Genomic DNA, 24,229 nt, shown 5'->3' with positions numbered 1-24,229 from the left:
GTCCCTGCCGCTCACACGGGCTGCATGGGCGCGACGACGACGGCGATCCCCTTGGCGCGCATGCGCTCGACATGGATGGGCGCGGTGTTTCCGTCCACGATGACGGTGTCGAATTCGGCAAGGGCTGCAAAGCCATGCAGCGCGCGCCGCTCGAACTTCGTATTGTCCACGAGCAGGATGCGGCGGGCCGCGGCGTTGAACATGGCGCGCTTGGTTTCGATCATCTCGGGCGATTGGTGGAAGACGATGTCGTCCGTCACCGCGGCCATGGACAGGAACAGCGTGTCGGCCCGCAGCCGCGAGACCTCCAATGTCGTCATCCGGCCCATGAACGCGTTGCACCAGTTGTAATATTGCCCGCCCAGCCCGATCAGCGAAATGTCGCGCAGGCCCTTGAGCGTGGTCATGAGCGTCAGGGAATTGGTGATGCAGGTCAGCGGCGTCTTGGCCGGGAGGTGCTCGGCCATCATGTGCACCGTGGTCGAATCATCCAGGAACAGCGCTTGTCCCGGCTCGACGAAGGCCATGGCGGCCTGTGCGATGGCGGCCTTTTCTGCCTGCTGGCGGTTGGCACGATAGACGTCGCTGGATTCGATCAGGCTGGTCGGCGCGGCGGAGACCACGCCGCGCGCCTTGCGCAGGAGCCCGCGGCCTGCCAGTTCGTCGAGGTCACGATGCGCCGTCATCAGGCTGATGCCGAAGCGTGCGCTGATATCCTCGATCCGCATGGAGCCTTCGCCCATCACCGCCTCGGCGATGGATTGGCGGCGCGCCAACTGGCGTGACTGGCGCGTGTCGGCCTGGCTCTCGTCGCTCAACAGGGACTGGAGTTCCGGCTCGGTGCTGCCCTGTCTTTCGCCGGCCATGCCATGTGCCCCACTCGTTCGATCACACGTGCGGTATTTCCGGCCGCACGCCTGAAAAGGAAAAGGGCGCCTCGCGGCGCCCTTTCGCAAGATGCTTACTGCTCGAGCACGAAGGGTGCGGTGTACTTGTCCACATTGTCCTTGGTGATCAGGACGCAATCGAAGAGCTGCTTCTCGGCGTCGGCCCCGGTCTTGCCCGTCTTGATGAAGTTGTCGGCCTGGCGGACCGCTTCCTCGGCAAAGACAGCGACCGGCTGCAGCACGGTGTAGGCGAGTTCGTCGGCCTTGATCGCGGCCACGGCATCGGGCGAGCCGTCGAAACCGCCGACGGTGACGTTCTGCAGCTTGCCGGCCTGCTTCAGGGCGGCGATGGCGCCGAGCGCCATTTCGTCATTGCCGCTGATCACGCCGTTAATGTCCGGATTGGCCTGGAGCAGGCTCTGCATGCGGTTGAAGCCCTGGGTACGATCCCAGTTGGCGACATCCTGGCCGACCTTCTCGAGGTCCGGATACTGGCTGAGCACCGTCGTGTAGCCGTTGGAGCGCGTCGCGGCATTGTTGTCGGACGGCGCGCCGAGCAGTTCCACATACTTGGCAGAGTCGCCGACCGTCTCGACCCACTGCTGCGCACCGAGCGCGGCGCCCTGGGCGTTGTTGGACACGAGCTGCGACTTGGCGAGCCCTTCCTGGTTGATCTCGGCATTCACCAGGAAGACCGGGATGCCGGCATTGACGGCCTTGCGCACCGCGCCGACGGAGCCGTCCGCATTGGCCGGATCCAGGATGATGGCGACGGACCGGTTGGTGATCGCCGTGTCGATGAGGTTCGATTCCGTGTTCGTATCGCCGCGATGGGCCGACACGACGGCCTCGTAGCCGAGCTCCTTGGCGGTGGCCGAGGCGACTTCGCCCTCGGTGAACCAGTAGGGGTTGGACGGATCGTTGACGATCACCGTCATGAGGCCTTCGGCCGATGCCGAAGCCGCAAAGGACGGGGAAATCGCGACCATGCCTGCCAGAAGCAGGGCCTTGATGGATTTGCGCATGCCTTGTCTCTCCCTTTGGGTGTTCTGTCCGGGTGCCGCCCTGTCTGTGGCGGCGCTTATACCCGGTCTGCCTGCGAAAGCGGGACGCCGTGACCGGCATCCCGCCGCATGGGTTGGCGGGCCGCTCAGGCCCGCGTCGGCGCCGCCGGAGCCGTGGTCTGCGTTGCGGCGGCGCGCTTGGGCCGCCGGCCGTACTGGATGCTGTTCAGAAGCACGGCCAGCACGATGACCGCGCCGGTAAAGACCGTCTGCCAGTAGGACGAGACGCCGATGATGACGAGGCCATCACCCAGGAAACCGATCACGAAGGCGCCCAGCAGCGTGCCGCGCACCGTGCCGCGGCCGCCGGTCAAAGCGGCGCCGCCCACGACCACGGCCGCGATGGCCGTCAGTTCGTAGGTCGTGCCGGCCGTCGGCCCGGCCGAGGTGAGCTGCGAGGACAGGACCAGGCCGGCAATCGCCGCGCACATTCCCGACAGGATATAGACGGCCATGGTCGTGAACCGGACGGGCACGCCCGACAGTTCGGCGGCGCGTGCATTGCCGCCGGTCGAATAGATCCAGCGGCCGAAGGCCGTGCGGTTCAGCATGATGCTGGCGATCACCGCGACGACGATCAGGATGATGACGCCGATGGGAACGGTGAAAAGGCGGTTGAAGCCGAGCCAGTCGAAGCCCGTATTGCCGAGTTCCGGCCGGCCGGCCAGGTTGTTGAAGGTCAGGCCGTTGGTCATCAGCAGCGCCGCGCCACGCGCCACATAGAGGACGCCCAGTGTCGCCACGAAGGCCGGCACCCGGAAGACGGCGATCAGCACCCCGTTGACCGCCCCGACAAAGGCGCCCAGCGCCACGGTCAGCACGACGACGGCCCAGACCGGCGGGTACAGGACGACGCCGAACATATCGAGGCTGACGCCCTGCATCATGTAGCCGGCGACGACGCCGGCCAGGCCCAGGGTCGAGCCGACGGACAGATCGATGCCGCCGGTCAGGATGACGAGCAGCATGCCGATGGCGAGCAGGCCGAAGATCGCCACATGGGACGACATGACCAGGAAGTTGTTCACCGTGAAGTAGACCGGCGACAGGAAGGAAAAGACCGCAATGATGACGATCAGGGCAAAGAAGGCGCGCCCTTCCAGAAGCAGGCGCGCAACGTCGAAACCGCTTCCGCCGCCGCTGGCGGACCTGCTGGAAGCTGAACGTGTGTCGGACATGGTCGGCTGGCTCCGCTTTTCCCTGTTGCTCATGCGACGACGGCCTCGCCCGACGCGGCCATGATCTTTTCCTTGGTGACGTCCGAGCCGAACTCCGCCGCGATGCGGCCGCGGCTCATGACGATGATCCTGTGCGCGATGCTCAGGCATTCCCCGACTTCGGAGGTCGAGTAGACGACGGCGAGGCCGTCCCGGGCGCGTTCGGCCAGGAGCTTGAAAACCTCCGCCTTGGCGCCGATGTCGATCCCGCGGGACGGCTCGTCCAAAAGGACGACGCGGGGCAGCGTGGCGAGCATCTTGCCGATGACCACCTTCTGCTGGTTGCCCCCGGAGAGGGAGCCGATCGGCAGATCGGCGCCGCCGGTCTTGATGTGCACGCGGCGGATCGAATCCGCGATGAGTGCATCCTCCCGCGCGGTGGAGGTGAAGAGCCCGCGGGTGAAGGCCTTGATGCTGGCGAGCGACAGGTTCGTGCCCACCGACATGGTCTGGACGAGCCCATCCCGCTGACGATCTTCCGGAATGAGCACGAGGCCGCGCTGGATGCGCTCGGCAATGCTCAGCCGGGAGACGTCCCGATCTTCCAGGACGATCGCGCCGCCCGACAGGGCCTGGCGTCCGGCGATGGCTTCCAGGAGTTCGGTCCGCCCCGCGCCCATGAGCCCGTAGATGCAGACGACCTCTCCGGCGCGGACGTCGAGGCTCAGCCTGTCCACCAGCTCGATGCCGGATTTGTCGGTCACGCTGACATCGCGCACGGACAGCGCGACGGGGCCGAAATTATAGCCGGTCGGCGGCGCGCCGAGATCGAAGTTCTCGCCCACCATGTGGCGGACGATCCATTCCAGATCGATGTTGCGGCGCTCCGCCGCCGCCGTCATGGCGCCGTCACGCAGAACGACCGCATGGTCGGTGATCTGCAGCGCCTCTTCCAGGTGATGCGAGATGTAGACGATCGCCACGCCGCGCGCCTTCAGGTCACGAATGACCTTGAAGAGAACCTCGACCTCCGAGGCGCTGAGCGCGGATGTCGGCTCGTCCATGATCAGGATGCGCGCATTAATCGACAGAGCGCGCGCGATCTCGACGATCTGCTGCTGGCCGAGGCGCAGTTCCTCGACCGGGGTGAGCGGGTCGATATCCTCTTCCAGCTCCTCCATCAGCGCACGGGCCTGCCGCTCTTCCTCGGCGAAGTCGACGCCGGTGGGGCCGCGCAGCTCGCGCCCCATGAAGATATTGTCGCGCACACTCAGATTGGGGGCGAGGCTCAATTCCTGGTGGATGATCGAGACGCCGCGATCCCGCGCATCGACGGACGAGGCGAAGGTCACCGGCACGCCGTCCAGGAGGATCTCCCCGGAGCTGGGCGGCGTCACCCCGGACAGGATGCGCATCAGCGTCGATTTGCCGGCACCGTTCTCTCCGAAAAGGGTCGTGACCTGGCCGCGCCGCACTTCGAAGTTGACGCCCTTCAGCGCATGGATATTGCCGTAGCTCTTGGCCACGTTGCGTGCCGCCAGGACGGTTTCACCCAGGCCCTCGACGGCCTTGCCCAAAGCGCTCATCGGACAGCCATCCGCACCGGCGTGACGAGCCAGTTCTTGGGGTTGATCAGGCGGAAGACACCCGTCACCTCGATGGTCTTGCCGGTCAGGGCGGTGGTATCCACCCCTTCCAGAACCTGCCGTTTCATCTCGTCGTTCAGCGCCGCGCCGGCATTCTGATACTCGATCTGGTTCGTGAACTGGCCGAAGGCGATATCGCCCGGCGCGTCACGCAGCTCCGTGCCGTTGATCGCCGGGCCGGTCTGCACGCGCACATTGGTGCCTTCCGGCATGCCGTCGATGGCCACGGTGTAAACGCCCGAGCGTGCTTCCCCCGCCACGCCGGTAAAGGTCACGGCCATGACGGGGCCGACGCCGGACGGGGTGCCGTGGGCGGCAACCGCAGCGTCCTTGTCCTGCGCGATCTGGGTGGCGAGCGCCACGGCATCGGCGGCCTTGCCCTCGATCGCCGTCTGGATGCGCGGAAATTCCTGCGGGCCATAGGTCTGTGCGGAAAAGCCCTGCGCCCGGGAGGCGCTGTCGGCGCCGATCTCCACGACGGTCGTGTCCAGCGCCATGGCGGCCACGAGCGCCAGGCCGGCGACGGTCAGGACGATGTTGCGGGGCCGCAGGAAGCCACGCTGCGTTGGTGCGGAAACGGCCTTGGTCGTCATTGCTGTGGGCACCCTTGGCTTGGTGTCATGAGCGGCGCCGGACGCATGCCGCCGACGCAGCGGCGGCCGTAACCCGGCAGGGCTGTGCAAGCGGACATGTCGGCAACCTCCCGATGCGTCGCGGGCAAATCCTCCGAGCCCGGACAGCTCGCATTATCCAGATAACGCACCGGGGCGCAAGCGGAGGATGTGATATCTTTGTGTGATAAGAGCGTTCATTGATGTTAAGAGGGATTGCTGCGGCGCAGTTGTTCAGAAGACGCTGATGCGCTGGGAGGCATCAGGGGTGCCATTAAGTGCCAATAATAACAGCCTCTTATGCCTTACCATGGGGCTTTGACTTTCGCCCGGAACGGCGCCATGCCAGCATCCCTGCCCGTAAGCGACGCGTTGACTTGGCTGTTTAGAAGTGAAAGAAGTTTCGCACGCTAGAAAAAATTTCACCGGGATGAACGCGGTGCGGAGGACGAATTCATGGTAGCGCGGCGCCCGGCGGACGACAGTCTGGCCATCCGTGCGGCATGGTTGCATTACGGCGCCGGGCTGACACAGGCCGAGGTTGCCGCCCGGCTGGGCGTATCGGGCGTCAAGGCCCATCGCCTCGTCACGCGTGCGAGCCAGATCGGCGCTGTCAAAGTGTCCATCGACGGAGCCGTGGTCGAATGTCTGGAGGCCGGGGAACGGCTGATCGACCGCTTCGGCCTGAGTTTCTGCGACGTGGTGCCCAATCTGTACGAATCCGGGCTGCCGCTGCGGGCGCTCGGCATGGCCGGCGCCGGATATTTGCGGCGGCAGATCGAGGCGCTGCAGCAGGATGGCGGGGTGATCGGGTTCGGTCATGGGCGGACCCTGGCTGCCGCTGTCGCCTCCATGCCGCATATCGATGGGGGGCGGGTTCAGTTCGTGTCGCTCCTCGGCGGGCTGACGCGCAATTTTTCGGCCAATCCGCACGATGTCATGCACCGCCTGGCGCAGAGCACCGGATCGGCCGCCTATGTCCTGCCGGTTCCGTTCTTCGCCAACACCGTCGCCGATCGGAACGTGCTTCTGGCGCAGCGCGGCGTACAGGAGGTGTTCCAGTTGGCGGAGCGGGCGGACCTCATGGTGGTGGGGGTCGGCACGGCGCAGCCCGATGCGCAGCTCGTCGCCTCACGTATGATCGATATCGACGAGATCCGGGAAGTGCAGGCCGGGGGCGGCGTCGGCGAGCTTCTGGGGCACTTCTTCGACCGTGACGGGCGGCCGGTGGAAACCGCGCTGTCCGCGCGGACCGTTTCTCCGGGCCTGGATGTTCTGCGGCAGCGGCGGGTCGTGGCCATTGCCGGGGGCGAGGCGAAGATCGACGGCATCCGCTCGGTCCTGTCGAGCGGCATCCTGTCGGGCCTCATCACGGATGAGGGGACGGCCGCGGCCATTCTGGACGAGCGGCAGGTCTGATATGAGCGGGAAAGGACGGGAGGCGGCATGATCATCGGTCGGGAGGGTGTGGACATCATCATCGGCATCGATGCCGGAACGTCGGTCATCAAGGCTGTCGCCTTCGACCTGTCCGGCCGCCAGCTCGGCGTCGCATCGGTTTTGAACCGCTACCGGCACGGGCCTGGCGGTGCCGCCGTCCAGTCGCTGGACGACACCTGGGCCGATTGCGCCCAGGCCATACGCGAGCTTGTCGAACGGCATGACGGCTTTGCCGATCGGGTGGCGGCCGTGTCCGTGACGGGGCAGGGCGATGGAACCTGGCTGGTCGGCCGGGACGGGCGCCCTTTCACCGATGCGTGGCTGTGGCTGGATGCCCGCGCCGCGCCCACCGTGGCAAGACTGCAGTCCGGCCCGCTGGAGCGTGCAAGGTTCGAAGCCACGGGAACGGGTCTCAACACCTGCCAGCAGGGTGCGCAGCTTGCCCATATGGCAAAATCCTGCCCGGAGCTCCTGGCAGAGGCGGGGTGCGCGCTGCACTGCAAGGACTGGCTCTTCCTGCAGCTCACGGGCGTGCGCGCCACCGATCCGTCCGAAGCCAGCTTCACCTTCGGCAATTTCCGGACCCGCGCCTATGACGACACCGTCATCGAGGCGCTGGGGCTTTCGGGCCACCGCCATCTTCTACCGCCCATCCTGGACGGCACGCGTGAAACCATGCCGCTCACCGCTGAGGCTGCCGCGGCCACCGGCCTGCGAGCGGGCACGCCGGTCAGCCTCGGCTTCGTCGACATGGTCATGACGGCGCTCGGCGCGGGCGTCCATACGGGCGCGGCGGATGTCGCCTGTTCGACGGTCGGATCGACGGGCGTCCACATGCGCGCCGTCCGCGATCACGAGGTTGCGCTGAACGACGAGAATACCGGCTATGTGATCCTTCTGCCGGCGCCGCACATGGTCACCCAGGTCCAGACCAACATGGCGGCCACGCTGAACATCGACTGGGCGCTGCGCCTGGCCGGTGATCTGATCCAGGAGTTCGGGCCGGCGGTTAGCCATGGGGAGCTCGTCGCGCGGATCGATGGTTGGATGGCCCGCAGCGCGCCCGGTGCGCTTCTGTACCATCCCTATATTTCCGATACGGGGGAGCGTGGTCCCTTCATCGATGCGCAAGCGCGGGCCAGCTTCCTGGGTCTTTCGGCCGGGCACCGCTTCCCCGACCTCTTGCGCGGGGTTGTCGAAGGTCTCGGCATGGCCACGCGCGATTGTTACGCCGCCATGGGGCCGATGCCGTCCGAACTGCGCCTGACGGGCGGGGCGGCGCGCTCGCGCGCCTTGCGCGCCGTGCTGTCCGCCTGCGTCGGCGCACCCGTTCGCGTCTGCGCGCGTGAGGAGGCCGGTGCCGCTGGCGCCGCCATGATGGCGAGCGTCGCCATCGGCGCCTATGACAGCATGGACGCCTGTATCGCCGAATGGGTCACGCCGCTTCTGGACGCACCGGAAGAGCCGGATGCCGGCCTCGCGCAGCTCTATGCCCGCAATTTCGAAGCCTACCGTTTGGCGCGGCGCCAGCTTGCGCCGGTCTGGCACGAGATGGCCGCATCGCGGCCGCAGGCCGACATGGAATCTGCGGCGGGCCCCGAACATACGGAACAGACGATGGCAGCCGCCGATGCGGCGCAGGAGAGTGCATGATGAACGATTTGGAGACGATCGATCTCGTCGTGATCGGCGGCGGCATCAACGGTGCGGGCATTGCGCGCGACGCGGCCGGGCGCGGCCTGTCCGTGATTCTGTGTGAAAAGGACGATCTGGCGCAGGGCACGTCCTCGCGCTCGGGGAAGCTCGTGCATGGCGGCCTTCGCTACCTGGAATATTATGAATTTCGCCTGGTGCGCGAAGCGCTGATCGAGCGGGAGGTGCTGCTCAACGCGGCGCCGCACATCATCTGGCCGATGCGCTTCGTCCTGCCGCACAGCCCGCAGGACAGGCCGGCCTGGCTCGTCCGGCTGGGCCTGTTCCTCTACGACCATCTGGGCGGGCGCAAGAAGCTGCCGGGCACCCGGACGCTCGACCTTGCCCGCGATCCGGAAGGCGCGCCGATCAAGGACGCCTATCGCCGGGGCTTCGAATATTCCGACTGCTGGGTCGACGATGCACGGCTCGTCGTGCTGAACGCCGTCGGCGCGCGTGAAAAGGGCGCGGAGGTGCTGACACGCACCGCCTGCACCAGCGCGCGGCGCGACGGCAAGGCCTGGCACGTCGAGTTCACGGACCTCGAGACGGGCAGCAAGCGCCAGGTGCGCGCGCGCGTGCTCGTCAATGCCGGCGGCCCCTGGGTCAAGGACATTGCCGGGCGGGTCACGGGCAGCAACAGCCCCCGCAATGTGCGCCTGGTGAAGGGCAGCCACATCATCGTGCCCAAGTTCTGGGAGGGCACGCAGGCCTATCTCGTCCAGAATCACGACAAGCGCGTCATCTTCATCAATCCCTATGAAGGTGATATGGCGCTGATCGGCACGACCGACATTCCCTATGAAGGGCGCCCGGAGGATGTCGCCGCCGGAGAGGACGAGATCGCCTATCTCCTGGCGGTGGTGAACCGCTACTTTAAGGAACAGCTGCGCCGCACCGACGTCATCCACGCCTTCTCCGGCGTGCGGCCACTCTTCGATGACGGCCAGGGCAACCCCTCCGCCGTCACGCGCGATTATACGTTCGACCTCGACGAAACGGATGGTGTGCCGCTCCTGAACGTCTTCGGCGGCAAGATCACGACCTTCCGCAAGCTCGCCGAACACGCCGTCGAGAAGATCGCCTCCTACTTCCCGCAGATGTCCGGCCCGTGGACGGCGCATGCGCCGCTGCCCGGCGGAGAAATGGCGCAAGCCGATTTCGTCGCCTTTGCGCAAGATCTGCGCCAGACCTATCCCTGGATGCCGCGGCGTCTGCTGCGCCACTATGCGCGGCTCTACGGAGCGCGGACCGAGCGCTTGGTCGGCACGGCGTCGGGGATGGATGGCCTCGGCCGCCATTTTGGGGGCGACCTCTACGAGGCGGAGGCACGCTACCTGATGGCGCAGGAATGGGCACGCACCGCGGACGATATCCTGGTGCGCCGGACCAAGCATGGCCTGCACCTCAGCCCGGCGGAAAAGGCGGCTTTCGCAGAGTGGATGGACGAGACCGATCGCGCGGCGGCCTGATAGTCCGCTGACCTAACCATAGCCGCCAGGATGATTTGATGCCCCTGACCTTGTCGTTGAACACCAATCCGCTCGTCAATCGCTTTGCCGATCCTGACGATCTGATCGACACCGTCGCCCGTGACCTGCGGATCCGCGATCTGCAACTCACGCATGAGTTCATCAATCCGTCCTGGCCGGCGCCCGTCATCCGAAGGCTGACGCGCGCCATGTCGGCGGCTCTGTCGCGCACCGGCGTCCGCGTCACGTCCGGCATGACGGGGCCCTATGGCCGCCTCAACCATTTCGGCCATCCCGACAGGGATGTTCGGCGCTATTATGTGGACTGGTTCAAGACCTTCGCCGATATCATCGGCGATCTCGGCGGAACGGCGGTCGGAACCCAGTTCGCCATCTTCACCTATGCCGATTACGACGATCCGACCCGGCGCGAGGATCTCATTTCCATCGCTATCGACTGCTGGGCCGAGGTGGCCGAACATGCCAAGGGTGCCGGGCTCTCCTATGTCTACTGGGAGCCGATGTCCGTCGGGCGGGAGTTCGGCCACACGATCCGCGATACGCTGGCGCTCCAGGAGCGCCTGAGCGCGGCCGACATGGCCATTCCCATGTGGATGATGGCCGATATCGACCATGGCGACATCACCTCGCCCGATCCGGACGATACCGACCCTTACGCCTGGGCCCGCGCCGTGCCGCGCCTGTCGCCCATCATCCACATCAAGCAGAGCACGATGGACAAGAGCGGGCACCGGCCCTTCACGGCCAGGCACAACGCCACGGGCCGCATCCAGCCCGAGCCGCTCCTGCAGGCGCTGAACGAGGGCGGGGCGGTCGACAACGAAATCTGCCTCGAACTGTCCTTCAAGGAGCGGGAGCCGAATGACCGGGAGGTCATCCCCGCCATCGCCGAAAGCATCGCCTTCTGGGCACCGCATATCGACAGCGGAGCAAGCGACCTGCACCGCTGATATTGCGGTGCAACCACTTCTGTTGCGTCGCCAAAAGTTGTACACCTGAAGTTGTCTTCATCCGAAAGGCGTAGCCAAACGGAGGATCGCAATGTCGGGACAGGACACGCGCCAGGCGTGGGTGGACGTAGCGAAGGGCGCATCGATCCTTCTTGTGGTCGTGTACCACGCCACGCTTTACCTGCGGATCGAGGGGCAGGCGGCCTACGCCTTCGTGCAGCTGAACACGCTGCTCGAGCCGGTCCGAATGCCACTCTTTTTCTGCCTATCCGGTTTTCTGGCCGCTGGCATGCTGCAGCGTGGCTGGGGCGATCTGTTCCGCCGCCGCATTCTGCTCTTTGCCTACCTCTTTGCGCTGTGGAGCATCCTGCGGTTCTACTTCTACCGCTATGGGATCGAAAACACGCTGACCCCATCGGAAGGGGCCGACCACGCCGAACTCCTGTCCGGCTGGCTCGTACCGAGTTCCGGCCTGTGGTTCATCTGGGCTCTGGCGCTCTATGCACTGATCGCAAAGGCACTGTATCCATGGGCCGCGCCGGCGCTTGCCGTCCTGGTGGTCCTGTCCGCCGCCACATTCGGCCAGATCGTGGCGGTGGAGAGTTTCGCACACCACAACGTGCTCGCCTACGCGCCCTATTTCATGGCGGGCGCCTGGTATGGACGCCCGGCCGTCGCGTTCCTGGCACAGCGCCCCTGCGCGCTTCTGCTGGTCAGCGGCGTTCTCTTTGCCGGCCTTCTCGCCGCAGTGTCGCAGCTCGATGGTGCGGCTTACGGCGCGGCGCGGGCAGGGCTGTCGGCTGCCGCGCTTGTCGGGGCAAGCGCTGTGGCCCTGTTCGCGGCGCGCTGGTCACCAGCCGAGCGCACGCTCAGCTATTTCGGCCGAAACACGCTACCGATCTATGTGGCGCACACCCCCATCGTCTCTCTTCTGGCGGCGCTCCTTGCGGCACAGGCCGCCGACCTGCCGCTCCTGCGCTATTGGGGCGTTCCACTCACGGTGATAGTGGCGACCGCTGCAGCGCTGGCCCTGCATAGCGTGGCCGAGCGGGCCGGCCTGCGCTTTCTCTATGCCCTGCCGCAAGCCGTCACGGCGCGGATGCCGAAACGGGCTTGACGGTCGGTTGAATGCCGGTCCGGCGGCACCGTCATTCGGTCAGTTGGATGCCGGCCCGAACCGATAGGCTTCACCCGGGGTCATGAAGAGTTCGTATGTTTCGGAAATCTCGCCATCGAGCGGCACGATGTCCAGATACAGCGACAGGGTGGACGGGGAGTCCTCGCTCGGCTGGTCGGCACGATAGCCGACGATGGCGCCGTCCAGTTCCGCCACTTCGGTAATCTCGGTCGAGCTCACCAGGGACAGTGTGCCGTCATTTTCCTGGAGTTGCTGGACGAAGAATCGATTGCCGGTGGGCTCGCCTGCCTTTTGCAGAAGCACCGTCCGCCAGACGCCGGACGCGTTCTCTGCCGTCCAGGGGCCGAGAACCTGCACATCGCTGATATAAGGTGAAAGAGCCGTAATCTCCGCCGGTTCGGCAGGCGCTGCCGGCTCCGCCGGGACCGCTGCGCCGGCAGCGGGCGCCGATGTTTCGGGGGCGGGAGCCTGTGCCAATGCGGGCGTGGCAAGGGCAAGGCACAGCATCATGGCGATGCGGCGTGTAGGGTTCGGCATCAAACGTCCAGATCCTCAACGAATGCGGCACGCTCCTGGATGAACCGGAAACGTGCCTCGGGCTTGTTCCCCATCAAGGCCTCGACCGCGGATGCGGTTCCGGCTTCCGGCAGATCGTCCATGACGACGCGCAGGAGGGTCCGGCGGCGCGGATCCATGGTCGTTTCCTTGAGCTGGGATGGAAGCATCTCACCCAAGCCCTTGAATCGACTGATCTCGACTTTGCCCTTGCCCTTGAACTCACGGGCGATGATGCGTTCCCGGTCGGCATCGTCGCGGGCATAGACGGTCTTGCCGCCCTGACTCAGCTTATAGAGTGGCGGAACCGCCAGGAAGAGGTGCCCGCCGCGGATCAGCTCCGGCATCTCCTGGAAGAAGAAGGTGATGAGCAGGGAGGCGATATGCGCGCCGTCGACATCCGCGTCGGTCATGATCACGACCCGCTCGTAGCGCAGATCGCTTTCGCGGTACTTGCCGCGCGTCCCGCAGCCCAACGCCAGCATCAGATCGGCAAGCTGCTGGTTGGCGCCCATTTTTTCGCGGCCGGCGCTGGCAACGTTCAGGATCTTGCCGCGCAACGGCAGCACGGCCTGGCGCATGCGATCGCGGGCCTGCTTGGCGGACCCGCCGGCCGAGTCACCCTCGACGATGAAGATCTCCGCCCCGGCCGCGCCGCTCTGTGAGCAGTCGGCAAGCTTGCCGGGCAGGCGCAGCTTGCGGGTCGCCGACTTGCGGCTGACTTCCTTTTCGGCCCGCCGGCGCAGTCGCTCGTCCGCGCGCTCCACGACCCAGTCGATCAGCCGCGCGGCATCCTGCGGAGAGGATGCAAGCCAGATGTCGAAACTATCGCGGATGGCGTTTTCGACGATCCGTTGCGCCTCGACCGTCGCCAGCCTGTCCTTGGTCTGGCCGACGAATTCGGGCTCCCGGATGAAGACCGACAGCATGGCCGACGCCGTGACCATCACATCTTCGGCGGTGATGACGCTGGCGCGCTTGTTGCCCGACACTTCGGCAAAGGCCTTGATCCCGCGCAAGAGCACGCTGCGCAAGCCCGCCTCGTGCGTGCCGCCTTCGGGGGTCGGAATGGTGTTGCAATAGGAGCGGACGGCGCCGTCGGCGGCGGTCCAGCAAACGGCCCATTCCACGGCGCCGTGGCCCGATATCTTCTGTGTGCGGCCCGCAAAGGCCTGGCTCGTCACGCGATGCTCGGACCCGATCGAGGTTTCCAGATAGTCCTTGAGCCCGCCGGGGAAGTGGAAGGTCGCCTTGGGCGGAACCTCGGCCTCGCCCAGGAGCGATGGGTCGCAGGACCAGCGGATTTCCACCCCGCCGAACAGGTAGGCCTTGGACCGCGCCATGGCGAAGAGCCGCGCCGGATCGAAGGTGGCGTTTTCCCCGAAGATCTGGGGATCGGGCCGGAACCGGACCCGCGTGCCGCGCCGGTTCTGGGTTTCGCCAACTTCCTCCAGAGGCGAGGTTGCAAGGCCGCGGGCGTAGCTCTGCCTGTACAGGCGGCGTCCGCGGGCGATTTCCACTTCCAGGACGTCGGACAGCGCATTGACGACGGACACGCCCACGCCGTGCAGGCCACCCGAAGTTTCATAGACCTTGGAGTCGAACTTGCCGCCCGCATGCAGCGTCGTCATGATGACTTCGAGGGCGGACTTGTCCTTGTATTTCGGGTGCGGGTCCACGGGAATGCCGCGCCCGTTGTCGGTCACCGACAAAAAGCCGCCGGCATCGAGCGCCACGTCGATGAAGGTGGCATGGCCGGCCACCGCTTCGTCCATGGAATTGTCGATCACCTCGGCAAAGAGGTGGTGCAGGGCTTTGGAGTCCGTTCCGCCGATATACATGCCGGGACGCCGCCGGACCGGTTCGAGCCCTTCCAGAACCTCGATATCGGCTGCGGTGTAGTCCGTCTCGGTCACGAGCGCCGCGTTGCGTCCGCCCGAGCGGGACCGCTGCGGGGCGGGCGTCTCGGCAGCGGGGGCCGGGCGTGCACGCGCGGCCGAACCGGAGAACAGGTCATCGCTCATGACATGGTCCTTCCGTCCGATGCCCGACTGCCGCCACGCGCAAATCCTTTGCTACGCTCCCGTCAAAGGGGAACATTTCACGAAATGTTCTACAAGGGGACGCGCCGCAAATCCACAGTCATTGTCTTAAGCCTGTTCGCGTTTCGTACCGGTCGGATGTCCGGGCCGTGCCGGTTGACGGATCGCGCCTCGACAAGCGGTGGCGTCCGCGCTCAGATCGTTCTCCCGTGGCTCGTGATTCTGGATGCGTCGATCATGTCCCTGCAAGATTACTTCAGCCGTGGCCTTTCCGCCGATCCGGAACTCGAACGCGCCATCACGGGCGAGATGCGCCGTCAACAGGACGGGATCGAGCTGATCGCGTCTGAAAACCTCGTCTCGCGCCTGGTGCTGGAAGCGCAGGGCAGCGTGTTGACGAACAAGACCGTCGAAGGACTGCCCTACAAGCGCTATTACGGCGGCGCGGAATTTGCCGATGCGGTGGAGGCGCTGGCCGTCGAACGCGCGACGCGCCTGTTCGGCTGCCGCTTCGCCAATGTGCAGCCGCATTCGGGCTCGAACGCCAATGCCGGGACGTTCCTGGGCCTTCTGAAACTGGGCGATACCATCCTGTCCATGGATACGGCCGCCGGTGGCCATATCAGCCACGGCCACCCCGCCACGCTGACGGGGCGTGACTACCGGATCGTGCGCTATGGCGTATCGCGGCAGAACGAGCGGATCGATTACGACGAGGTGCGCGCTTTGGCGTTCGAGCACCGGCCCCGAATGATCGTCGCGGGCGGGTCGGCCTATCCGCGGGCGATCGATTTCAAAGTGCTGCGGGACATCGCCGACGCGGTGGACGCGTATCTCCTGGTCGACATGGCCCATTTTGCCGGTCTTGTCGCAACGGGCCTGCATCCGCACCCGTTCCCGCATGCGCATGTCGTCACCACGACGACGTACAAATCCCTGCGCGGGGCACGGGGCGGCCTCGTCCTGTGGAACGACGAGGCGCTGTCCCGGCGCATCAATGGCGGCATCTTCCCGGGCGTCCAGGGCTCGGTCATGCTGCATATCGTGGCCGGCAAGGCCGCTTCGCTCGGTGAGGCGCTGCGCCCGGACTTTACGACCTACAACGCCGCCGTCGTCGCCAATGCGCGGCAACTGGCGGAAGGGCTGGCGGCGGGTGGCCTCAGGCTCGTCTCCGGCGGCACCGATATCGGCCTCATGCTGGCGGATCTGTCGCCGCTCGGCATCCGGGGCGATCTCGCCGCCCATACGCTGGAGGCCGCGGGCCTGGCGGTGAACAAGAACCAGATCCCCTTCGATCCGCATCCGCCGGAAGCGCCCTCGGGCCTTCGCCTGTCCGCCAATGCCGGCACGGCGCGCGGTTTTGGGGAAGCGGAGTTCGCGACGATCGCGCAGTTCATCGTCGATCTGCTGCGCGCCCCGGAGGATACGCAGCTTCAGTCACGCATACAGTCCGAAGTCGCCGCGCTCAGCGCCCGGTTCCCCATCTATCGATGAAGGCGCCCATCGCCTTTACCGCTCTTGCGCTCCTGGTGTCGGGCGCCGTCGCGCAGGGGCAGCCCATCGCGCCGTACAAGGATGCGCTGTTTGCCTACCGCGCGGAAACGGCAAGCCGCGCGGATGGGCGGATCCTCGACGTTCCCTATGATGAGGGCCAGGATATCGACCGGCGGGATGCCGTCCCCGAGCGGCGTGTCCAGCGCAACTATGTCGATCTTGCCCCGCAGCGTCATGAGCGCCTGGAAAGCTGGCGCACGAGCGCCGGAACGGTGGAGGTCGGGCTGGTCGGTGGCGGCGGTCAGCCGGGCTTCGTCGTCCTGTTCGTCCATGGCAAGGGCGGGGATCGCAGCCTCGGCCTGATCGACTGGAGCTTTGGCGGCAACTTCAACCGGCTCAAGAACCTCGCCGACCGCAATGGCGGCCTGTACATGACGATGAGCGCCGGCCTGTTCGGCCCGCCCGATATGACGCGCGCCAGTGCGCTGGTTGCAGACATCGCGCGGCGCTTCCCGAGCACGCGGATCGTCATGGCCTGCGCCTCCATGGGCAGCCAGGTCTGCTGGAGCGTGGCGGGGGATCCGCAGGCGGCGCCGCGCCTCTCCGGCCTCGTCATCCTGGGCGGACAGAGCCGCGCGGCGGATCTGTCCGGCGCGCTGGCCGCGCGGCAGGGGCGGGCCTTGCCGATCCTGATTGCGCACGGAACGCGGGATCGCGTCTATGACGCGGCCCAGCAAATGGCCATCGTGGAGGGGAAGGCAGCGCGCCAACCCTCCTATCCGATCCGGTTCGTCGGCTTCGACGGTGGGACGCATGGCACGCCCATCCGCATGCTCGACTGGCGGGACACGCTGAACTGGATTTTGTCCCGGACATGAGCCCGCCAAGCAGAGATCGTTGCATCAAGGCGCAACTGCGCTACCATAGACCTCATGCGAACGGCGCTGCTCCTTCGCGCCACACATGACATGACAGGCGAGGGCCCGGCCCCGTTTCGCACCAACTCTATCGAACCGGCGCAAGACCGGCACAGGGAGGTTGCGATGTCATCCATGGTCGAATTCTTCGGCGATTTCAGCCTGCAATTCTATCTCGGCCTGGCCGCAGCGGTGCTGCTCAGCATCTTCGGCGGAGATTGATAGGCCGCGAGCGCCGGCAGCCGCCACCGCTGCAAGGCGATGTATCCGGCGCTTGCATGAGTGCGGCCAGTTGGGAGCGGCGTGCCGGAAGGCTCCGCGCTGCGTGGTGCGGTTGGGGCATTGAATGCTCCGATGTCATCGTGCGCGCTCGCGGGACAGCAACGCCAAACCCTGACATCTCTGCGCATGAGGTTTTAAGGATCGGCACTCCCTGGATGGGCTCCGGCGACGCCGAAAGCCTCATCGATCCGGGCATGATGCTACGCACCTTTGCGGTCCCGCCAAGACGCCCTCGCCGCCCCGTGGCGTTGGGCGCATCAAGCAAGAAGGCCCGGCAGCGGGATGCTGCCGGGCCTTCGGACCGTGGAGACGATAGGGCAGGCCGGGGCCTGCCATATCCCGTCTTAGACGGAGTAGTACATGTCGAATTCGACCGGGTGCGGCGTCATTTCGAAGCGCAGCACTTCCGCCATCTTCAGCTCGATGAAGGCGTTGATCTGGTCGTCGTCGAACACGCCGCCAGCCTTCAGGTAATCGCGATCCGCGTCCAGCGCCTCGAGCGCTTCGCGCAGCGAGCGGCAGACCGTCGGGATTTCCTTCAGCTCTTCCGGCGGCAGGTCGTACAGATCCTTATCCATGGCCGAGCCCGGATGGATCTTGTTCTTGATGCCGTCGAGGCCGGCCATCAGCATGGCCGCGAAGGCGAGGTACGGGTTCGCCGTCGGATCGGGGAAGCGGACCTCGACGCGCTTGGCCTTCGGCGACTGGCCGAAGGGGATACGGCAGGAGGCCGAGCGGTTGCGCGCGGAATAGGCGAGCAGGACCGGCGCCTCGTAGCCCGGAACCAGGCGCTTGAAGGAGTTGGTCGACGGGTTGGTGAAGGCGTTCAGCGACTTGGCGTGCTTGATGATGCCGCCGATGTAGTAGAGCGCGTTTTCCGACAGACCGGCATATTCATTGCCGGCGAACATCGGCTTGCCGCCCTTCCAGATCGACTGGTGGACGTGCATGCCCGAGCCGTTATCGCCGAAGATCGGCTTCGGCATGAAGGTTGCCGTCTTGCCGTAGGCGTTCGCGACCTGATGGATCACGTACTTGTAGATCTGCATCTTGTCGGCGTTGCGGACCAGCGTGTCGAACTTGATGCCGAGCTCGTGCTGCGCCGCCGCCACTTCGTGGTGATGCTTCTCGACGGCCACGCCCATTTCGGCCATGACGGTCAGCATTTCGGAGCGCATGTCCTGGCAGGAGTCGATCGGGGGAACCGGGAAGTACCCGCCCTTGACGCGCGGACGGTGGCCGAGGTTGCCGGTCTCGTACTCGGTGTCGTCGTTGGACGGCAGTTCGGTCGAGTCGAGCTTGAAGCCCGTGTTGTACGGATCGGCCTTGTAGCGCACGTCGTCGAAGATGAAGAATTCGGCTTCCGGTCCGAAGAAGGCCGTGTCGCCGATGCCGGACTGCTGCAGATAGGCTTCGGCCTTCTTGGCCGTGCTGCGCGGGTCACGGTTGTAGGATTCGCCCGAGACCGGATCCAGAATGTCGCAGTAGATCGACATGGTCGACTGCGCGAAGAAGGGGTCCATATGGGCCGTGTCCGGATCGGGCATGAGAACCATGTCCGACTCGTTGATGGCCTTCCAGCCGGCGATCGACGAGCCGTCGAACATCGTGCCTTCGGAGAAGAGGTCCTCGTCAACGAGGGTAATGTCCATCGTGACGTGCTGGAGCTTACCCTTCGGATCGGTGAAGCGCAGGTCGACGAATTTGACGTCGTTATCCTTGATCTGCTTCAAAACGTCGTTGGCCGAAGTCATTTTGGTCCTTCCTGTTTGGGCGAGTAGTCGTTGAGGGCCGGTGTTTAGATGGCGTCGACGCCGACTTCGCCGGTGCGAATACGCACGGCTTCCTCGATGTTGGAAACGAAGATCTTGCCGTCGCCGATACGGCCCGTCTGGGCCGCCTTGCGGATGGCTTCGACAGCCGCGCCGACGGCTTCGTCGGACAGCACGACTTCGATCTTAACCTTTGGTAGGAAATCGACGACATACTCGGCCCCGCGATAGAGCTCCGTATGACCTTTCTGCCGCCCGAAGCCCTTGGCTTCCGTGACGGTGATGCCCTGCAGACCGACATCCTGAAGAGCTTCCTTGACCTCATCCAGCTTGAACGGCTTGATGATGGCTTCGATCTTCTTCATGAGGTCCTCTCCTAACCACGCGCGGGCTCATTGGTTGTCTATCCTGTCGTCATGCTGAACGCTACAGCAGGCAAGGGATGAAGTGCCCGTCTGTTGTTCAATTTCATGCAAAAATATCGGGCAGACTGTGCAAAAAATGATCTGGTTGGGCAATTCCTGTAAAGAACACGCCGTGCTGACGCCGCAGGAGATGGCCCAAGCAGATGATATCGCTGCAAATTTGGGCGCGGGCAGCTTCCCGCTGATGCAGCGGGCGGCCCAGGCCGTCGCCGAGCGCGCCAAGGCCCTGTCCGCCGGTGGGTCCATCGCCGTTCTGGCCGGGCCCGGGAACAACGGCGGAGACGCGATCCTGGCCGCATCGATCCTGGCCGAGGAGGGGCGCGACGTGCGGCTGTTCCTTCACGTCAGCCCCAAGCGCGGCGATGCGGCGCAGGCGTTGAAGATCCAGGGCGGTCGCTTCGCCGCGCTCGGTGATTTCGATCCCTCCGACCATGTCCTCGCCATAGACGGCCTGTTCGGCGCAGGGCTCGATCGGCCGCTGGAGGGCATCTATGCGGCGGCAGTAGAGCGGCTGGCGGCTTCCGGCCTGCCGATCCTTGCCATCGATCTGCCGAGCGGGGTCGACGGGACGACAGGATCGATTCTCGGCACGGCGGCGCCGGCCACGGAGACGATCACCTTCTTTCGCCGCAAGCCGGCCCATCTCCTGGAGCCGGGCGCGTCGCTGTGCGGGCGGTTGCACGTGGCCGATATCGGCATTCCAGACCTCGTCCTCGATCGCATCGATCCGCAGCTTGCCGCCAACCATCCGGCAATATGGGCGGATCGACTCAGTGTGCCGGCGCGCGCAGCGCATAAATATGCGCGCGGGCACGCGGTTGTCTTTTCCGGTGGTCACAGCCACACGGGCGCGGCGCGCCTGGCTGCGATGGCGGCTCTGCGCGGCGGGGCGGGGCTGGTCACACTGATGTCCCCCGGCTCGGCGCTGGCGGTCAACGCTGCCCAGCTCACCGCCATCATGCTCCGCCGCTGCGACGACGCGGAGCAACTGGCCGGGCATCTGTCGGATACGCGCCTCAACGCTTTCGTCCTGGGGCCGGGCTTCGGAATCGGGCCCGATGCGCGAAGCTATGCCCGCGGCATCCTGCAAGCGGGTCGTGCCCTGGTGCTCGATGCCGATGGGATCAGCTCCTTCGCCGACCATGCGGCCGACCTGTTCCAGCTCGGCGCTGCCGCGCCCGACCATTTGGTGCTGACGCCGCATATGGGAGAGTTCACACGGCTGTTCCCGCAGGATGCCGCTGAGCAAAATGCCGGCAAGGTCGAGATGGCCCGCCGCGCGGCGCGGCAGAGCGGCGCGGTGATCGTCTTGAAGGGAAGCGACACGGTCATCGCCGCGCCCGACGGCCGCGCCCTTATCAACGAAACGGGCACGCCCGCTCTGGCGACAGCCGGAACGGGCGATGTTCTGGCGGGCCTGGTGGGCGCCCAGCTTGCCAATGGCGTGCCGGCCTTCGAGGCGGCGGCCGCCGCGGTCTGGCTTCACGGTGTGGCCGCGCGCCTGCACGGGCCCGGCCTGATCGCGGAAGACCTGCCGGGGCAGATGCCCCGGGCGATCAGCGCGCTCTACTCACTCTGCGGCTTCAGCCTTCCCGGCTGGCCGGCGTGACAGGAGCTCCTTGAGGAAGCGCCCGGTCCAGGACCGGGCCTCCTTGACCACGTCTTCCGGCGTGCCCGTGGCGACGATCTCGCCCCCGCCATCGCCGCCTTCCGGCCCGATATCGATCACCCAGTCGGCCGTCTTGATAACCTCCAGATTGTGCTCGATGACGACAACCGTGTTGCCCTGGTCCACCAGCGAATGCAGGACTTCCAGGAGCTTGGCAACATCGTGGAAATGCAGGCCGGTCGTCGGCTCGTCCAGGATATAGAGGGTGCGCCCCGTGGCGCGGCGCGACAGTTCCTTGGCAAGCTTTACGCGCTGGGCTTCGCCGCCCGACAGGGTCGTCGCCTGCTGGCCGACCTTGATGTAGCTGAGCCCGACTTCCTTCAGCGTCACGAGCTTGTCGCGCACGGCCGGCACGGCGGCGAAGAAGTCGACCGCTTCCTCCACCGTCATGTCCAGGACATCGGCGATGGACTTCTCCTTGAAGGTCACCTCCAGCGTCTCGCGGTTGTAGCGCTTGCCGTGACACACGTCGCAGGTGACGTAGACGTCCGGCAGGAAGTGCATTTCGATCTTGATGACGCCGTCGCCCTGGCATGCCTCGCATCGACCACCCTTCACGTTGAAGGAGAAGCGCCCGGGCTGGTAGCCGCGCGCCTTGGCCTCCGGCAGCCCGGCGAACCAGTCGCGGATCGGCGTAAAGGCACCCGTATAGGTTGCCGGGTTGGAGCGGGGCGTCCGGCCGATCGGGGACTGGTCGATATCGATGACCTTGTCCAGGAGCTCCAGCCCCTCGATGCGGTCATGCTCGGCCGGAACCTCGCGCGCATTGGACACGCGGCGGGCCGCGGCCTTGAACAGGGTCTCGATCAGGAAGGTGGACTTGCCGCCGCCCGATACGCCCGTGACGCAGGTCATCACACCCATGGGGACTTCGGCCGTCACGTTCTTCAGATTGTTGCCGCGCGCGCCCACCACCTTGATCGCCTTGCCCTTTTGCAGCTTGCGCCGCTTCTGGGGCACGGGAACGCCGAGCGCGCCCGACAGATACTGGCCCGTCAAAGAGCGCGAATTGGCCATGATCTCATCCGGCGTGCCGGCCGCGATGACCTGGCCGCCATGGACGCCGGCAGCCGGGCCGATATCCACCACATAATCCGCCGTCAGGACGGCGTCTTCGTCATGCTCCACCACGATGACGGTGTTGCCGATATCGCGCAGGTGCTTCAGCGTCTCCAACAGGCGGGCATTGTCGCGCTGGTGCAGGCCGATGGACGGCTCGTCCAGCACATAGAGAACACCGGTCAGGCCCGAGCCGATCTGCGAGGCCAGGCGAATGCGCTGGCTTTCCCCGCCCGACAGGGTGCCGGAATTGCGCGACAAGGTCAGATAGTCCAGGCCGACATCCACCAGGAATTTCAACCGCTCGCGGATTTCCTTCAGGATGCGGACGGCGATCTCGTTCTGCTTCTGGGTCAGCTTTTCGGGCAGCGCCTCGAACCAGTCCGCGGCGCCACGGATGGACAGGGCCGTGACCTCGCCGATATGGCAACCGGCGATCTTGACGGCCAGCGCCTCCGGCTTCAGCCGGTAGCCGCTGCAGGCCGGGCAGGGCGTCGCCGACATGTAGCGCTCTATCTCCTCACGCGACCAGGCGCTGTCGGTTTCCTTCCAGCGCCGCTCGAGATTGGGAACGATGCCCTCGAAACTCTTGGTCGCATTGTAGGATCGCAGCCCATCGCTGTAGCGGAACTGGATCTTCTTCGTGCCCGTGCCGTGCAAGATGGCGTTGCGGCCAGCCTCCGGCAGGTTTGACCAGCGATCTGTCAGCTTGAAGCCGTATTCGGCCGCCAGCGCGTCCAGCGTCTGCGTGTAGTAGGGAGAGGTCGACTTGGCCCAGGGCGCGATGGCGCCCGCTTTCAGGGTACGGTTCTCATCCGGGACGATGAGCTTGGGGTCGATGGCGCGCTGCGAGCCGAGCCCGTCGCAGACCGGGCAGGCGCCAAACGGATTGTTGAAGGAAAAGAGGCGCGGCTCGATCTCGGGAATCGTGAAGCCGGAAACCGGGCAGGCGAACTTCTCGGAGAAGACGATCTGCTGCGGCTTTCCCTGATCGTCCGGCGTGTCGGCGAACTCCGCCACGGCAATGCCATCGGCGAGCTTCAACGCCGTTTCCATCGAGTCGGCAAGCCGGGACTTGATATCCCCCCGCACCACGATGCGATCGACGACGACGTCGATATCGTGCTTGTACTTCTTGTCCAGCGCCGGGGCGTCGGCAATGTCGTAGAAGGTGCCGTCGATGCGGACGCGCTGGAAGCCCTTCTTCTGCAGTTCCGCCAGCTCCTTGCGGTACTCGCCCTTGCGGCCGCGCACGAAGGGCGCCAGCAGGTAGAGCCGGGTGCCCTCCGGCAGCTCCATCACGCGGTCGACCATCTGGCTGACCGTCTGGCTTTCGATGGGCAGGCCGGTGGCCGGGGAATACGGGATGCCGACACGCGCGAAGAGAAGGCGCAGGTAATCGTAGATTTCCGTCACGGTGCCGACCGTGGAGCGGGGATTGCGCGATGTGGTCTTCTGCTCGATGGAGATGGCGGGGGAGAGCCCGTCGATCTGGTCGACATCGGGCTTCTGCATCATCTCCAGGAACTGGCGGGCATAGGCCGACAGGCTCTCGACATAGCGCCGCTGGCCTTCCGCATAAATGGTGTCGAAGGCGAGCGACGACTTGCCCGAGCCGGACAGGCCGGTCATCACCACGAGCTTGTCGCGGGGAATGTCCAGATCGACATTCTTGAGATTGTGCTCGCGGGCACCGCGAATGGAGATGACGTTTTTCATCGGCCGGCCGGGTCTGACATCGGAAAATCTGTTCCCTCCCATATCGGTGATGGAAGGCAATGTTGAAAGGCGCCTGACGGGAACACTTGACGCATTCGTTTGTATGTTCTTTCTTTGTTCCAGTCAATTGTCGCGACGCATGTGGATGGCGCCCGGAAAGGCGTTCCGCCTGGCTTGGCCGCCGGAAGCGGATGTTCTAGCGTCGCGGCCCGACATC

18 protein-coding genes are annotated in these 24,229 nt (G+C 65.6%); 8 read left to right on the top strand and 10 right to left on the bottom strand.

Annotated features, from left to right (window positions below; all coding sequences use genetic code 11):
• Positions 1 to 11: 11 nt before the first annotated feature.
• The 5 genes from AUL30_RS01630 to AUL30_RS01610 form a co-directional block, all read right to left on the bottom strand.
• On the bottom strand, positions 12 to 866 hold the full coding sequence (locus AUL30_RS01630; RefSeq protein ID WP_062226086.1) for a DeoR/GlpR family DNA-binding transcription regulator: 855 nt from the start codon (positions 864 to 866) through the stop codon (positions 12 to 14).
• A gap of 95 nt (positions 867 to 961) precedes the next feature.
• Positions 962 to 1,912, bottom strand: a complete 951-nt coding sequence (locus tag AUL30_RS01625) for a D-ribose ABC transporter substrate-binding protein (RefSeq protein ID WP_062226085.1) — start codon at positions 1,910 to 1,912, stop codon at positions 962 to 964.
• A gap of 125 nt (positions 1,913 to 2,037) precedes the next feature.
• Positions 2,038 to 3,129, bottom strand: a complete 1,092-nt coding sequence (locus AUL30_RS01620; protein WP_062226501.1) for an ABC transporter permease — start codon at positions 3,127 to 3,129, stop codon at positions 2,038 to 2,040.
• A gap of 29 nt (positions 3,130 to 3,158) precedes the next feature.
• Positions 3,159 to 4,694, bottom strand: coding sequence for a sugar ABC transporter ATP-binding protein (locus tag AUL30_RS01615; protein ID WP_062226084.1), 1,536 nt, complete (start codon positions 4,692 to 4,694; stop codon positions 3,159 to 3,161).
• The gene (locus AUL30_RS01610; RefSeq protein WP_062226083.1) at positions 4,691 to 5,347 is read right to left on the bottom strand and encodes a DUF2291 family protein; all 657 of its coding nucleotides are present in this window, start codon (positions 5,345 to 5,347) and stop codon (positions 4,691 to 4,693) included. Before AUL30_RS01610 ends, AUL30_RS01615 begins: the two co-directional genes overlap by 4 nt.
• Positions 5,348 to 5,821: 474 nt before the next feature.
• On the opposite strand from AUL30_RS01610, the gene AUL30_RS01605 reads away from it, so the two are divergent.
• The 5 genes from AUL30_RS01605 to AUL30_RS01585 all read left to right on the top strand — a co-directional run bounded on the left by AUL30_RS01605 (position 5,822) and on the right by AUL30_RS01585 (position 12,057).
• Complete coding sequence (locus AUL30_RS01605; protein WP_062226082.1) at positions 5,822 to 6,784, top strand: sugar-binding transcriptional regulator; 963 nt, start codon at positions 5,822 to 5,824, stop codon at positions 6,782 to 6,784.
• Positions 6,785 to 6,811: 27 nt separating this feature from the next.
• Complete coding sequence (locus tag AUL30_RS01600) at positions 6,812 to 8,458, top strand: FGGY-family carbohydrate kinase (protein ID WP_062226081.1); 1,647 nt, start codon at positions 6,812 to 6,814, stop codon at positions 8,456 to 8,458.
• The gene (locus tag AUL30_RS01595) at positions 8,458 to 9,969 is read left to right on the top strand and encodes a glycerol-3-phosphate dehydrogenase (RefSeq protein ID WP_062226500.1); all 1,512 of its coding nucleotides are present in this window, start codon (positions 8,458 to 8,460) and stop codon (positions 9,967 to 9,969) included. The genes AUL30_RS01600 and AUL30_RS01595 overlap by 1 nt, the downstream gene beginning before the upstream one ends.
• A gap of 38 nt (positions 9,970 to 10,007) precedes the next feature.
• Positions 10,008 to 10,940 carry a sugar phosphate isomerase/epimerase family protein gene (locus tag AUL30_RS01590; protein WP_062226080.1) on the top strand — a complete coding sequence of 311 codons (933 nt, stop codon included), beginning with the start codon at positions 10,008 to 10,010 and terminating at the stop codon, positions 10,938 to 10,940.
• Between the two features lie 91 nt (positions 10,941 to 11,031).
• A complete protein-coding gene (locus AUL30_RS01585) occupies positions 11,032 to 12,057 on the top strand; it encodes an acyltransferase family protein (protein WP_062226079.1) in 1,026 nt (341 codons plus the stop codon).
• Between the two features lie 39 nt (positions 12,058 to 12,096).
• On the opposite strand, the gene AUL30_RS01580 is transcribed toward AUL30_RS01585, so the two are convergent.
• Together AUL30_RS01580 and parE are read right to left on the bottom strand one after the other, a co-directional pair.
• On the bottom strand, positions 12,097 to 12,615 hold the full coding sequence (locus AUL30_RS01580) for a hypothetical protein (protein WP_062226078.1): 519 nt from the start codon (positions 12,613 to 12,615) through the stop codon (positions 12,097 to 12,099).
• Positions 12,615 to 14,657: a DNA topoisomerase IV subunit B gene (gene parE / locus AUL30_RS01575; RefSeq protein ID WP_062226077.1), complete on the bottom strand. Its 2,043-nt coding sequence runs from the start codon at positions 14,655 to 14,657 to the stop codon at positions 12,615 to 12,617. Before parE ends, AUL30_RS01580 begins: the two co-directional genes overlap by 1 nt.
• Before the next feature lie 255 nt (positions 14,658 to 14,912).
• Here parE and AUL30_RS01570 point away from each other — a divergent pair, with 255 nt between their 5' ends.
• Together AUL30_RS01570 and AUL30_RS01565 are read left to right on the top strand one after the other, a co-directional pair.
• Complete coding sequence (locus AUL30_RS01570; protein WP_062226499.1) at positions 14,913 to 16,169, top strand: serine hydroxymethyltransferase; 1,257 nt, start codon at positions 14,913 to 14,915, stop codon at positions 16,167 to 16,169.
• Complete coding sequence (locus tag AUL30_RS01565) at positions 16,166 to 17,047, top strand: alpha/beta fold hydrolase (RefSeq protein ID WP_062226076.1); 882 nt, start codon at positions 16,166 to 16,168, stop codon at positions 17,045 to 17,047. The genes AUL30_RS01570 and AUL30_RS01565 overlap by 4 nt, the downstream gene beginning before the upstream one ends.
• Before the next feature lie 665 nt (positions 17,048 to 17,712).
• On the opposite strand, the gene glnA is transcribed toward AUL30_RS01565, so the two are convergent.
• Both glnA and AUL30_RS01555 read right to left on the bottom strand, forming a co-directional pair.
• On the bottom strand, positions 17,713 to 19,122 hold the full coding sequence (gene glnA, locus AUL30_RS01560) for a type I glutamate--ammonia ligase (RefSeq protein WP_062226075.1): 1,410 nt from the start codon (positions 19,120 to 19,122) through the stop codon (positions 17,713 to 17,715).
• 44 nt (positions 19,123 to 19,166) lie between these two features.
• The gene (locus tag AUL30_RS01555; RefSeq protein WP_062226074.1) at positions 19,167 to 19,505 is read right to left on the bottom strand and encodes a P-II family nitrogen regulator; all 339 of its coding nucleotides are present in this window, start codon (positions 19,503 to 19,505) and stop codon (positions 19,167 to 19,169) included.
• 136 nt (positions 19,506 to 19,641) lie between these two features.
• On the opposite strand from AUL30_RS01555, the gene AUL30_RS01550 reads away from it, so the two are divergent.
• Complete coding sequence (locus AUL30_RS01550; RefSeq protein WP_062226073.1) at positions 19,642 to 21,174, top strand: bifunctional ADP-dependent NAD(P)H-hydrate dehydratase/NAD(P)H-hydrate epimerase; 1,533 nt, start codon at positions 19,642 to 19,644, stop codon at positions 21,172 to 21,174.
• On the opposite strand, the gene uvrA is transcribed toward AUL30_RS01550, so the two are convergent.
• Positions 21,136 to 24,012, bottom strand: a complete 2,877-nt coding sequence (uvrA, locus tag AUL30_RS01545) for an excinuclease ABC subunit UvrA (RefSeq protein ID WP_062226072.1) — start codon at positions 24,010 to 24,012, stop codon at positions 21,136 to 21,138. The genes AUL30_RS01550 and uvrA overlap by 39 nt on opposite strands.
• Positions 24,013 to 24,229: the final 217 nt, after the last annotated feature.

Origin of the sequence: Aureimonas frigidaquae, assembly GCF_001463905.1 — a bacterium.
Taxonomy (GTDB): Bacteria; Pseudomonadota; Alphaproteobacteria; order Rhizobiales; family Rhizobiaceae; genus Aureimonas; species Aureimonas frigidaquae.
Note: the sequence above shows the minus strand (reverse complement) of the source record. Positions and strands in the feature narration are given on the sequence as shown.